This window comes from Variovorax sp. 160MFSha2.1 (assembly GCF_048305075.1).
Classification (GTDB): Bacteria; Pseudomonadota; Gammaproteobacteria; order Burkholderiales; family Burkholderiaceae_C; genus Variovorax; species Variovorax guangxiensis.
This window is the reverse complement of sequence record NZ_CP157625.1, coordinates 405,775-418,339: the sequence shown is the minus strand read 5'-3', so window position 1 is coordinate 418,339 and position 12,565 is coordinate 405,775. Positions and strand designations below refer to the sequence as shown.

Genomic DNA, 12,565 nt, shown 5'->3' with positions numbered 1-12,565 from the left:
TGACCACGAGCTGCCGCTCGTGTTGCCACGGGCAATGTCCGGTTCGGTCTCAAAAGCAGTCGCCCGAGCACAGACCCGACGTTGATGCCGCTTGGTGTTTGGCAAGTCTCTGCCATGGGTGGCTTGTTCTTTGATCAAGCCGCAACAACTTCGGAGTTCCTCTGAGTACCTAAGACGACTGGCCTTCCCTCGGTATTCCCGTGACAGTGACTGGCGAAGGTGCACGTGTAGCCCGCTTGAAAATCGAAGGTGAAATCCCGGTGTGCTCCTTGAAGAAGCGCGAGAAATTGCCTGGGGCCGAAAACCCGAGGTCGAGTGCCACGTCCGTGAGTTCGCCACCTTCACTGACGCGCCGCATCGCCTCCTCGACTCTCACCCCACTCCAGAACACTTGCGGCGTCGTGTGCAGCTGGTCACGGAACAGCGCAAAGAAATGCGCGCGCGACAACCCTACCTTCGCGGCAATTTCATCGATGGTCGTTTTTTCAGACACGTGCGCCCGCATATGAGCGATAGCTGCGCGCAGGCGATGGTCCAGGGTAACGCCAATGCCGCCCCCCACAGCGGGCGCATCGACGCCGATCGTAGAGGCCGCAATGGCAGCCTCCAGCAAGCGCTCCACTTCATTGTCGATCTGCTTGCGTCCGCTGCCGGCGGAGATCATCAGGTCAAGTACGCGCCAGCACGAACGGCGCAACGCGTCGCCGATGGGAACGCGCGGTGACGGAAACCGGAAGCTTCGGTCCTTCGCCTGACCAAGCTCATCGAGCCAGTCTTTCTTGATCATGAAGACGATGAACAGGCTCGAACCGGTGTCGTCCAGGCGAACCATGTCGTGCGCCTCAAACGCGTTGACACCTAGCGCCACGCTTTCGCTGTAGGGCACGATTTCCGTACCGACGTGCGCGCAGGCACGCGCGCCGCCCAGCCAAAGGGCGAGTTGCGTTTCCGAATGTGCGTGCGAGACCAGATTGGCACTCGCCTCCAGAACGATTGCCGTGCCGAACGCGCCTTCGTGGAGTGCATAGGCTTCCTGCATCTGCGTGCTTCATCGAGATGGGTTGACGCGATTGTTCCTCCCCTCATCCCTGAGCGGCATAGCGCCTCGGGTAAGTCCTTAGGACCACACCAGACGATTTGATACGCCGCCGGATCGCTCGATAAGCGTGCTCTGCTCGCAATTTCTAAAGTTGGCGCATCGCTAATACACAGGAGCAAACGTTCATGCGAATCGCCACTTTTACAAACGAGGGCCACCGAAAGGTCGGCCTAGTTTCCGAAGACGGGAAGACCATCACCCCACTGCAGCTCACCCAGGCCCAGGCCGATAGTGGCGTGCTGACGCTGATCGAATCCCTGGCCGAGGGCGGCTCGCTCCCGGAGGCGTCCGGTCCTGCGGTCACTCTGGCCGACGTAGTGCTGGACGCGCCGCTGCCCAAACCGCGCCGCAACCTCTGGTGCGTGGGCCGCAACTACCACGCGCACGCCAAGGAGCTTTCTGCCTCGGTGTTCAAGGACAACTCAGCCAAGACCGACGAGTGGCCCATTGTCTTCACCAAAGTGCCCGAGTGCGTCGTGGGCCCGCACGACGACGTGCTCGTGCCTTCCGAGGTGTCCACGCAGATCGACTACGAAGCCGAACTGGCCGTCGTGATCGGCAAGGGAGGCAAGAACATCACGCGCGCCGCTGCGATGTCGCATGTGTTCGGCTACACGGTCGTCAACGACGTGACCGCCCGCGATGTGCAGATGCGCCATGGGCAATGGGACATGGGCAAGTCTTTCGACACCTTTTGCCCCATGGGACCGTGGATCGTCACCGCGGACGAGTTCGACGGCACCAAGACGCGTGTGCGTTGCTGGGTCAACGGCGAAATGCGCCAAGACGGCCCGACCGAGAACATGATCTTCGACATCCCCACGCTGATCGAGACCATCTCGCGCGGCATCACGCTCTACCCCGGAGACGTCATCGCCACTGGCACGCCTGCCGGCGTAGGCATGGGCATGAGCCCACCGCGCTACCTGCGCGCGGGCGATGTGGTGCGCGTGGAAATCGACCGGCTCGGCGCCATCGAGAACAAATTCGTCTGAAGGGGGGCGCATGACGACTCAAGTTCTGAATGGTCTGACAGTCGAGATCGATGGTGAAGGCGCGGCGCTGCTGTGCATTCACGGGCTGGGTGGTTCGTCCAACAACTGGACTCCCATAGTGCCGGCGCTCGGTGGCTTCCGCCGCATCAGGCCCGATCTGCCGGGCAGCGCGAGGTCGCCGCTGCCTGCTGACGGCCAGGCGCTGTCCATCGAGTACTACGTGGAGACAATGACGCTTCTTTTCTCGACGCTCGACATCGGGTCGGTGCATGTGATGGCGCACTCGATGGGCACGATCGTCGCCCAGCACCTGGCACTGCGCAGGCCTGGCACGGTGAAGTCGCTGGCGCTCTTTGGGCCGATGGCTGCGCCTCCCGAGGCAGCATGCCCCAACATCACGGCCCGTGCCAACGCAGCGCGCGGCGGTGTGGCGGCCATGCAGGAAATTGCCGATGCCATCGTGAAAGGCGCGACGAGCACACAGACAAAGGAGCAGCAGCCGGCAGTGCTCGCGCTGGTGCGCGAGAGCGTGATGCGCCAGTCGCCCGAGGGCTATGCGCAAAGCTGTACAGCGCTCGCCGGGGCGCAATCGGCCGAACTCGAACGCATCGGCGTGCCAACGCTCCTGGTCACCGGCGACCAGGATGGCGTAGCCCCCGTGGTCAATGTCCGCGCCATGCAGGAACGCATCGCAGGCAGCCGCCTCGTCGTGATCGAAGGATGCGGGCACTGGACGACTTTCGAGCAGCCGCAGCGCTGCGCACAAGAACTTGAAGCCTTCTACGCGGCACTGCTCTGAGCCAGCGCCGGATTCCATTTCGACAACCCATGGCCGGCACCGCAAGCCGGAGGAGACAACGATGACCCGTATTGCATTCACCAATGTCCGCATCTTCGATGGCTCGGGCGAAGATCCATATACCGGCGACCTTCTCGTCGAAGGAAAGCGCATCGTAGAAGTCGCTCGCTTTCCAAAGCGCGTAAGCACCGACGATGCGCGCGTGATCGACGGCAAGGGCCGCTTTCTCATGCCGGGGATGACCGAGGCCCACACGCACTTCTCATGGAACGACCAGCCTTCACTCGCGGCTATTCAGTTCATGCCGCCTGAGGAGCACATGCTCTGGTGCGTGCGCGTTGCCAAGCGCTATCTCGACATGGGGTGGACCTCCGCGATTGGTGCCGCAGCGGCCAAGCCGCGGCTGGACGTGGTCTTGCGCAACGCCATCGACGCAGGCGAATTTCCAGGCCCGCGCTACCTCGCCGGCAGCCAGGAGATCACCACCATCGGCGCGCTGGGCGACAACACACTGCCACACATGAAGTTCGAGGAGCTCAGTTTCGGCAGCGTGTGCAGCGGCCCCGAAGAGATCCGCAAGTCGGCCCGCACCTTTATCAAGTACGGCGTCGATCACCTGAAGATCAATCTGTCCGGCGAGTACATCGCTGGCCTGCCGGCCGAGATGTCGCCGTTTGCGGACGACGAAGTAGCCATGCTGGCGCAGGAAGCCAAGCGTTACGGAAAACGCATGGCCGCGCATGCGCGCTCCAGCGAATCGGTCAAGCAGTGTGTGCGCCACGGCATTGAAATGGTCTACCACGCCAGCTTTGCCGATTCGGAGGCGCTGGACATGCTGGAGGCGGCCAAGGACCAGCACTTCGTCGCGCCTGGCATCGGATGGCTCATTCGTACAACCTACAACGCGGCCGAGTACGGCATCACCGAAGCTGTCGCTACTCAAATGGGCTACAAGCGCGAGTTGGAGATCGCATCCGCCTCGTTGCGCGAGATGCATAAGCGCGGCATTCGCATCCTGCCGGGCGGTGACTACGGCTTTGCGTGGATGCCGCATGGCACCAATGCCAACGACCTTCAGTACTTTGTCGATTACATCGGCATGACGGCGAAGGAAGCGCTGACGGCGGCAACCCGACTGGGTGGCCAGATCATGCAGCGGCCCGATGAGCTCGGACAGTTGAAGGCGGGATTTCTTGCAGACATCGTCCTCATCGACGGCGACCCGCTGGAGGATTTGTCGCTGTTGACTGATCCGGCCAAAGTTCAGCTAGTTATGAAGGATGGCGAGATCCATAAGGACTGCGCCACGCCTGTTCCACCGCACGCTGCGCTGCATCTGGAAGGCGCCGACACACCGCTGCGGGAACAAGGCGTTAAGGAAGCCTTGGCGGAGATGCACTGACCGCGGCGGGTTCGGCTGCTCGCTTGGATGTCACGGCGAGCAGCCGCTTTTCATCGCAAGCGGTCAATCATTGGACCCTCCTGAAGTTCGGCACTGGGCCCACTGCGGTCAGTGTCTTCGCCCAATAGCAGCCGCTCAGGAGAGGCGCAAATCGAACGCCGCTGTTCAGCCGACGCTGCAGGCGGTCGGATGCCGCCGCCCGTTCGGCAGCTGGATCACGGAACTTCGGCGGGGGAGCAGGATTGCGGTCCGATCAAGTTGTGAAGCTTGTACTTCTTCAACTCGACGGGATGCCATCCAGTTTTTGTGAGTTGGCGTGCCTCAAGACGGCAACCATCGTCTGTGCCGACGTACCGAAGGGCGTACTCGCCGTTGGGTTCGACGACGAGGCCTACGTTGAACGCGCAGGAATGGATGGTCTTGTAGCCAAAGCCAACGTTGCCAACAACATTAAAGACAAGGACACCACCTGGGTTCGAGTATGTCGTGCGATTCTGGCCAGAATAAATCGACTCGACATTGCCGCCCATGAAATGCATATCTCTGCAATCTCCTTGCTGGGACTCCATTGCCCGAATCCAACTGTTCGATGCGTTGGTCAACGTTATGGTTGCGACCTCAGGTCCTTCGGCCTTCTTATAAGGAACTGGGGCGCAGGAGCAGAGAAAAATAATGGCTGCCAAGCAAAGCACTGACTGACGAGCTGCCAGTGTGAGCTCAAGGAGAACGAGCGGAAAAATGGAAAGCGGCTTGGTCTTAGACATGAATTCGATTGGATTTGAATGTCGGTTCCTGGCCGAATGTAGCCTCTCGGCTTGTCATGGGTACGTCACCCTCCAACCTTCTGGTCGTACTGCATTGATGCCCAGAAACCTATCATTTTTCAGAGGTTCTCCGAACTCTGCCATCAATCGGCGTCATATAACTCTCCCAGAAGGCACAATGCGGCCATGCCAAATATCGCATCAGCACTGAAGGAAGAGATCGCACGCGTAGCCCGCAAGGAGGTGCGCGCGGAGATCGAAACGTTGAAGAAGCAAAGCGTTCAACACCGCAGCGCAATTGCGGCACTTAGGCGTGAAATTGCTGCTTTGCAAAAAGCAGTGCGGCAACTCTCCAAGCTCGATTCGCGCAAGATGTCGACGGCCGAAGCGGCGCCGTCCGACGAAGGCGGTCCACGTCGACGTTTCAGCGCGTCGCGTGTAGCGGCGCACCGCGCCAAACTGGGCTTGTCCGCCGCCGATTACGGGACGCTTGTCGGTGTCTCGGGTCAGACGATCTACCACTGGGAGCAAGGCAAAGCTCGCCCCCGGGCTGCCCAGCTCGAAAACCTCGCTGCCGTGCGAAGCCTTGGCCGTCCGGAAATTGCCGAGCGACTAGGCCACTAGCGCGACCGCGCGCATCGATGGTGGTGCAGAAGCCGCAACAGAGCCTTCTTCCTGCTGGTTGAGGCGCGGCCTCAGTCTCGCTGAACTCGTTGACTCGCCGATCCGGTGACGCGGGTCATCGCGCTGACATCGAAGCGATCCGGCGTCCCGAGAAATTCCGCGCTGCTGCGCTCAAGGCGGCGATGGCAGGCAAGCCCGTCGTTGCCTTCAAGGTCAGGTGCTCTGAGCGGGCGCCAAGGTGGCCGTCTCGCACACCGGTGCGATGGCCGGCACGGACCGCATGTACGAGGACCTGTTCCGCCGGACAGGTGTGATCCGCGCCCAGACTTTTGGCGACCTTCTGGACATTTCGGCCGCGCTCGCAACAAGGCGCGTTCTGCGGGGCTGGCGGATCGCCTCTTCACGTCGACGGGGGACGCCGGCACGCTTGTGTCCGACAGGGGGATCTGCGGATTCGAGGCCCCGGCGCCGACGAGCTCGCGGCAGTTGCGCTGCGCGCCTTGCAAGGCGGCGACCATACCTCGCTCGATCGCAATCCGATCGACGTTGCCTTGGCGGGCCTGCGGCCGGATCTACGGCGCGGGGTGATCCCGGCACTCCTGGCAAGCGCAACCTACGATGTCTTGGTCATCGTTGGTTCGTAAGGCGTCAGGCGTCAGGCGTCAGTCGGCCCGAACTGTTGGCCGGCGCGATCGAAGACTGCCTGTGGCTGTCCCACAAACCGGTCTTGGCCTATCTCAGTTCGCATGCGCCCGAGTCCGCAACTCTGCTCAGCTTGGCGTGCCGGCCCTCGTTGCAGCAGAGAGCTGTACGGCGAAACCGAACTGATCCTCGCCATGTACGCGATGCCCTTGGTCGGCCATCCATGCTGGGCACGGGAGGCGTGACGGCAGGACTCTTCAAAGACACCACGATGCGCCTGTTGTCTGCGGCAGGTGGCTTCCCGAGGAGCGAGCGCTGGCCGTGGTGCACGAGCTCAGGACATGACCCTTGCTCGATGGGGTTCGCGGCCAGCCCAAGGCCGAGATCAATTCGATCTTCGTGTTAGCGCAAGGGCAAGGGGGTTGCGCGGTGGCTGGAGTCGGCGCGTTGCGCTGAGAAGCCCCAGGAGTAGCTACGCAGAACTGGAAGACGAAGGTCCGGATGCTCCGGTGCCGTGCCGTGCCGTGTCGTGCTGGTGAGGCCTGCCATTGCATGTCACGCAACAGCGGCATGCCGCCCCGGTCGGGGTGTGGGCATACGCGAGGGTCCTCGAATTGCACACGACGAAGGTGTTGCGGCAGCCCCTTGACATGCGAAACACTTTCCCAGCCCGAGCACATCAACGAACCACGTTGCATCTGCCAACTTTCTGTCTGCTGCCATGCTGAAATTCAGAACCGTCAATGCTGTTGCCTGTGTTCTGGTGCTCTTTGGAAACTCCCCGGGCCTTGCCGTTGCCGGCTCCATCGGCTACCTGGGGCCGGCAGGGAGCTGGACGCACCAGGCGTGCCTGGACCTGTTCGGTGCCAGGGATCTCGTGCCGTTGTCGCGCGACGAGTTGTTCAGGGCCTATGCGGACGGAAAGATCGAGCGCGCCTGCGTCCCCGCCACGACCTCCGCGGTTGGCGCGACGCCTTACCTCGACGCGGTGATCGACTTGCCCGACGTGCGCATCGTCGCCGAGTACCCGAAGATGCTTGGATACAGCCTGTTGACCAAACCGGGGACGAAGCGAGGAGATATCGTGGCGGTCCACGCGCATCCGGTGGCCTTCGAAGAGGTGCGGCCGTGGCTCGAGCGGGAGATGCCCCGCGTGCGTCGCATCGACGCAGCCAGCGCGGGCGCGGCCGCACAGGCGGTCGCGCGCAGCGCGACGCCCGATGCGGCGTCGTTCGGGCCGAAGGTCGGGGCAGACATCTATCCACTCGTGTCGCTGGTCGACGGCATCGAGGAAGGCCCGCACAACGTCACCCGCTGGTGGGTGCTCGGCCGGCAGATGCCGGCGCCCACCGGCGACGACAAGACATCCTTGCTGGTCGCTGTCTCGGATGCCACCCTGTCGAGCACCTTGGCCGAGTTCGGCGCGGCAGGCGTGCGGATCCTGACGATCTACGAGCGCCCGAGTAAGAAGACATTGGACACGCATCGCTATCTGGTGGAAGTCGAAGGACATGCCAAGCAGGGAGCCTTGGCCGCCTTTCTGGAGGAGCATCGCGAACTGCGCGTCCTCGGCTCCTATCCGCGCCGATGATTTGATCCTGTGCTCGCAGCTTTGATGGAGCGCCACAACGCGAGCGGTCCCGGGGGAAAACCGAGGGGCGAAGTCCGACCAGCGACCATCCGCCGCCTCCGCCGCATCCGCGGCCGGAGCAAACCACACGGCATACAAAGCACCTTTGCACGCCCTGGGCGGAACGCCCGGCGTCTTCACACCTAGACTGCCGCGATGATCCGAGACCCTTCCTCCTTCCCGCAGACCCTGGCCGACCTGCGGCGCCATGTGCGTGAATGCCTGATCCCGCGCGAGGCCGAGGTCGAGCGCGACGACGAGGTGCCCGCCGACCTGGTCGAGGACATGGCCGCCCGGGGCTTTTTCGGCTGGTCCATCCCCGAAGCCTGGGGTGGCGCCGGGATGAGCACCGAGGAACTGGTGCTGGCGGCCATGGAACTGTCGCAGGCTTCGGTGGCTTTTCGTGCGCGCGTCGGCACCAACACCGGCATTGGCTCGGAAGCGCTGGTGGCCGACGGCACGCCGCAGCAGAAGGAGCGCTTCCTGCCGCGGCTGGCGCGCGGCGAACTGACGGGCGCCTTCGCACTGACCGAGCCGCAGGCCGGCTCCGACGCCACCGCCTTGCAGACCCGGGCGGTGCGCGACGGCGATCACTACATCCTGGACGGCACCAAGTGCTTCATCACCAACGCGCCCATCGCCGGCCTGTTCACCGTGATGGCACGCACCGATCCCGCCGACCCCACCGCGCGCGGCATCAGCGCCTTCCTGGTCGAGCGTGGCACGCCGGGGCTGTCCACCGGCGAGCCCTACCGCAAGATGGGGCAGTCCGGCTCGCCGGTGTCGGAAGTGCACCTGCGGAACTGCCGCGTGCCGGCCGACAACCTCCTCGGCGGGCGCGAGGGCATGGGCTTCAAGACCGCGATGAAGGTGCTGAACAAGCAGCGCATCCATCTGGCGGCGCTGTGCACCGGCCCGGCCATCCGCATGCTGGACGAAGCGGTCGCATGGACCTGCCAGCGGCGCCAGTTCGGTCAGCCGGTGGCCGGCTTCCAGCTGGTGCAGGCGCTGATCGCCGATTGTCAGACCGAGATCCAGGCCGCCCGCGCGCTGATCCTCCAGACCGCGCGCCAGCGCGACGACGGCGAGGACGTGGCGATGCAGGCCTCGATCTGCAAGTACTTCGCCTCCGAGATGTGCGGGCGCGTGGCCGACCGCTGCGTGCAGATGCTGGGCGGCACGGGATTCATCCAGGGCCATGCGATCGAGCGCTTCTACCGGGACGTCCGGTTGTTCCGCCTCTACGAGGGCACCAGCCAGATCCACCAGCTCAACATCGCCAAGCGCACCATCGCCGCGGCGGGCTACCGGCTGGACGACTGAGGCGGGTATCGCAAGCCTGCGTTCGTTCGCGTGTGCCGGTGCGCGGGACGATGCGGTACCGCGCTACCGGATGACGTGCTTCTCGCCGAGGGCCTGCAGCCGCTCCTGCGGCAGTCCGAGCAGCTCGCCCAGCACCTCGGCCGTGTGCTCGCCCAGGTGCGGCGGGGGGTGGCGCACGCCCGTGCGCGTGCCATCGATGACGTAGGGCGGCGCATGCACGGCCTGCGGGCCCGCCTCGGCATCCTCGAAGCGGTGCCATACCTGCGCCTGCTGCGTGCGCTGCGACTGCAGGGCTTCGTACAGCCCCAGCACCTCGCCGCAGGGAATGCCTGCGCGGTCCATGCGTTCGATGAGCTCGGCCCGCGTGTGCTGCCGGATCTGCGCAAGCAGGATGGGCAGCAGCTCGCCGCGGTTCTTTGAGCGCTCGGTGTTCTTCTCGAAGCGCGGGTCGCGCGCAAGCTCGGCGCAGAAGATGACTTCCTCGCAGAACTTGCGGAACTGGCTGTTGTTGCCCACCGCGATCACCACCGGTCCGTCCGCGGCGTCGAACACGCCGTAGGGGACGATCGAGGGATGCGAGTTGCCGAACTTGGCGGGGTCGCCCTTGTTCAGCCAGGCGGTCAGGCCATAGTAGGAGGTGATCATCATGCCGCTGTCGTACAGCGACATCTGGACATGGCGTCCCTCGCCGGTGCGCGTGCGCGCGTACAGCACGGCCAGGATTGCCTGCGCCGCGTACATGCCGGTGAACATGTCGACCGCGGCGACGCCGAACTTCAGCGGTCCCTGGCCTTCCTCGCCGTTCATCGCCATCAGCCCGGTCTCGCCCTGGACCACAAGGTCGTAGCCGGGGCGGGCCTTCTCGGGCCCGAGGACCGGATAGCCGGAGATCGAGCAGTACACGATACCGGGGTTGACCTTCTTCAGGTCCTCATAGCCCAGGCCCATCTTCTGCGCGCCGCCGTACTTGAAGTTCTGGATCACCACGTCGCAGCGCGTGGCCAGATCGCGCACGAGGTCGCGGCCTTCCTCGGCCTGCAGGTCCACGCAGATGGAGCGCTTGTTGCGGTTGCAGCTGTTGAAGTAGGAGGTGTTGTGGCTGCCGATGCGAACGCCCCAGTCCCGCGTGTCGTCGCCGCGCTCGGGATGCTCCACCTTGATGACCTCGGCGCCGAGGTCCGCCAGCGCCATCGCGCACAGTGGCCCTGCCATGACCCGGGACAGGTCCAGGACGCGAACACCGGACAGGGGCAGCGGGTTGGGATGGTTCATGTGCGGGGCCGGGCCTTCTTTCATTGCGACTGCTTGGGCAGGTTCAGGCTTTGCAGCACCGGCAGCCAGCGGTCCGACTCGGCCTTGATGAACCTGTCGAGGTCCTCGGGGCTACCGCCGCGCGGCTCCATGCCGATGGCGCGGGCCCGCGCCACGAAGTCGGGATCGGCGATCACCTGGTTGACGGCCTTGTTGAGGCGCTCGATCGCGGGCTTGGGTGTGCCGGCCGGCACCGACAGCGAATACCACAGCGTGGCTTCCATGTCGAAGCCTTGCTCCTTGAAGGTCGGCGCGTCGGGCACTTGCGGCAGTCGCCGCGAATCCATCACGCCCAGCACGCGCAGCTTGCCTGCCTTGACGTAGGGCAGCGCCCCGGTGATGGATGTGCCGTGGATATCGATCTGGCTGCCGAGCAACGCCTGCAAGGCCGGCGCGTCACCGTTGAACGGGATGTGGGTGGTGCTGAAACCCTGGGCCTTCTCGAAGGCGATCGGTGCCAGGTTGGTGAGGATCGCCGCGCCCGGCGAGGCCCGGTTGATCTTGCCCGGATGCTGCTTGGCGTAGGCGACCATCTCCTTGATGTTCTTGTACGGCAGGTCGGTGCGTCCCACGATGATGGCCGGCTGGTAGGCGATCTGTGTGACCGGCGCAAAATCCTTCGCCGCGTCGTAGGGCAATTTATCGTAGAGCACGCTGTTGTTCGCCAGCGTGCCCAGAGAGGACACGAGCACGGTCTGCCCGTCGGGCTTCGCGCGGGCGACGTGGTCGGCCGCGAGGATGCCGCTGGCGCCGGGCTTGTTCTCGATGATGACGTTCAGCCCGTGCTTGTTGAGCTCCTGCGCGAGGATGCGGCAGTACTGGTCGGTGCCGCCGCCGGCGGCGAACGGCACGACGATGCGCGTGACCTGCTGCGCGAAGGCGCTGCCGAGGGCGCACGCGCCGATCACCAGCCCGACGATGGTGTTGCGAAAGCTCACGTTGTCTCCTTGTTCTGATCCGGAATCGGATTCGCGAATCAGTCTAGATGGCCGCCGTCGGGCCGGTGCTGCAGGGAGTGAAAAGATGCTTTGCACGCCGCGTCGCGACCGGCTAGGACCGGTCGGCACACTTCATCCATGGACGCACGGATTCGCCGAATCGGAAAAACCAGGGACCGGCTTGGAGAAAGCCCCTGCTGGGATGCCGATGCACAGGCCGTATGCTGGATCGACGCGCTGGCAGGCATCCTCTGGCGCCTGCGTCCGCAGTCCGGCGTGCTCGAGCAGCACAGCCTCCCGGCGCCCGTGGGGGCCATCGCGCCATGCCGCGGCGACGCCGTCGTGGTCGCGCTGCGCAACAGCTTCGCCGTCTACGACTTCGCCACGCGCGCACTGGAGATCCTGGCGCACATCACGGTGGATCATCCCCGCGTGCGCTTCAACGACGGCAAGTGCGATCCAGCCGGCAACTTCATTGCCGGGACGATGCACATGGAGCGCCAACCCGGCGAGGCTGTCCTGGGCGGGCTGTACCGGCTGCGACCCGACGCGCGGGTGGAGCAACTGGCCGACGACATCGGCTTCGCCAACGGCCCCTGCTTCAGTCCCGACGGCCACACGCTCTATCTGGCCGACAGCCTGGAGCGCACGATCTGGGCCTACGACTACGACCCGTTCGGGCCGCTGCGCCATAAGCGCAAGTTCGTGGACACCGGACGCTTCGAGTCCGGACCGGACGGCGCGACGGTGGACGCGCAGGGCTTTTTCTGGACGGTGCTGACCCGCGCGGGCCAACTCGCGCGCTTTGCACCGGACGGCGAGCTCGAGCGCCTCGTGGCGCTGCCTGCGACCTACCCGACCAGCCTGTGCTTCGGGGGCGCGCGCCTCGACCGGATTTACCTGACGTCGATATCGCGCAGCGCCCGCCTCGAAGGCCCGAAGCCGCACGACGGCGGGCTGTTCGTGATCGAAGGCCTGCCCGCCTCAGGACGCCTGCCGCATCGCTTCGCCCGAGGCTAGAGACCCGGCCGGCAGGCT

At 64.5% G+C, this 12,565-nt stretch carries 11 protein-coding genes and 1 pseudogene; 8 read left to right on the top strand and 4 right to left on the bottom strand.

Going from position 1 to position 12,565, the window contains the following annotated elements; genetic code table 11:
• Nucleotides 1-169: 169 nt before the first annotated feature.
• A complete protein-coding gene (locus ABL838_RS33420; RefSeq protein WP_418126041.1) occupies nt 170-1,039 on the bottom strand; it encodes a helix-turn-helix domain-containing protein in 870 nt (289 codons plus the stop codon).
• Between the two features lie 185 nt (nt 1,040-1,224).
• Here ABL838_RS33420 and ABL838_RS33415 point away from each other — a divergent pair, with 185 nt between their 5' ends.
• The 3 genes from ABL838_RS33415 (at nt 1,225) to ABL838_RS33405 (ending at nt 4,295) form a co-directional block, all read left to right on the top strand.
• The gene (locus ABL838_RS33415) at nt 1,225-2,094 is read left to right on the top strand and encodes a fumarylacetoacetate hydrolase family protein (protein WP_418126040.1); all 870 of its coding nucleotides are present in this window, start codon (nt 1,225-1,227) and stop codon (nt 2,092-2,094) included.
• 10 nt (nt 2,095-2,104) lie between these two features.
• Nucleotides 2,105-2,893 carry an alpha/beta fold hydrolase gene (locus ABL838_RS33410; RefSeq protein ID WP_418126039.1) on the top strand — a complete coding sequence of 263 codons (789 nt, stop codon included), beginning with the start codon at nt 2,105-2,107 and terminating at the stop codon, nt 2,891-2,893.
• A gap of 61 nt (nt 2,894-2,954) precedes the next feature.
• The gene (locus tag ABL838_RS33405) at nt 2,955-4,295 is read left to right on the top strand and encodes an amidohydrolase family protein (RefSeq protein ID WP_418117918.1); all 1,341 of its coding nucleotides are present in this window, start codon (nt 2,955-2,957) and stop codon (nt 4,293-4,295) included.
• Nucleotides 4,296-4,510: 215 nt separating this feature from the next.
• On the opposite strand, the gene ABL838_RS33400 is transcribed toward ABL838_RS33405, so the two are convergent.
• Nucleotides 4,511-5,059 carry a hypothetical protein gene (locus tag ABL838_RS33400; protein ID WP_418126038.1) on the bottom strand — a complete coding sequence of 183 codons (549 nt, stop codon included), beginning with the start codon at nt 5,057-5,059 and terminating at the stop codon, nt 4,511-4,513.
• A gap of 186 nt (nt 5,060-5,245) precedes the next feature.
• On the opposite strand from ABL838_RS33400, the gene ABL838_RS33395 reads away from it, so the two are divergent.
• The 4 genes and pseudogenes from ABL838_RS33395 to ABL838_RS33380 all read left to right on the top strand — a co-directional run bounded on the left by ABL838_RS33395 (nt 5,246) and on the right by ABL838_RS33380 (nt 9,278).
• The gene (locus ABL838_RS33395; protein WP_418126037.1) at nt 5,246-5,683 is read left to right on the top strand and encodes a helix-turn-helix domain-containing protein; all 438 of its coding nucleotides are present in this window, start codon (nt 5,246-5,248) and stop codon (nt 5,681-5,683) included.
• A 99-nt stretch (nt 5,684-5,782) separates the two neighbouring features.
• Nucleotides 5,783-6,499, top strand: a pseudogene (locus ABL838_RS33390) (CoA-binding protein); the annotation flags it as partial.
• A gap of 547 nt (nt 6,500-7,046) precedes the next feature.
• Nucleotides 7,047-7,916 (top strand): prephenate dehydratase, encoded by an 870-nt coding sequence (locus ABL838_RS33385; protein ID WP_418126036.1) that lies wholly within the window; start codon nt 7,047-7,049, stop codon nt 7,914-7,916.
• 195 nt (nt 7,917-8,111) lie between these two features.
• Nucleotides 8,112-9,278, top strand: a complete 1,167-nt coding sequence (locus tag ABL838_RS33380; protein WP_418126035.1) for an acyl-CoA dehydrogenase family protein — start codon at nt 8,112-8,114, stop codon at nt 9,276-9,278.
• 63 nt (nt 9,279-9,341) lie between these two features.
• Here ABL838_RS33380 and ABL838_RS33375 read toward each other — a convergent pair whose 3' ends face one another.
• Complete coding sequence (locus ABL838_RS33375; protein ID WP_184642378.1) at nt 9,342-10,550, bottom strand: CaiB/BaiF CoA transferase family protein; 1,209 nt, start codon at nt 10,548-10,550, stop codon at nt 9,342-9,344.
• Nucleotides 10,551-10,570: 20 nt separating this feature from the next.
• Nucleotides 10,571-11,527, bottom strand: coding sequence for a Bug family tripartite tricarboxylate transporter substrate binding protein (locus ABL838_RS33370; protein WP_418126034.1), 957 nt, complete (start codon nt 11,525-11,527; stop codon nt 10,571-10,573).
• A gap of 138 nt (nt 11,528-11,665) precedes the next feature.
• Between ABL838_RS33370 and ABL838_RS33365 the strand changes: the two genes are divergently transcribed.
• Complete coding sequence (locus ABL838_RS33365) at nt 11,666-12,547, top strand: SMP-30/gluconolactonase/LRE family protein (RefSeq protein ID WP_418126033.1); 882 nt, start codon at nt 11,666-11,668, stop codon at nt 12,545-12,547.
• The last annotated feature ends 18 nt before the right edge of the window (nt 12,548-12,565 follow it).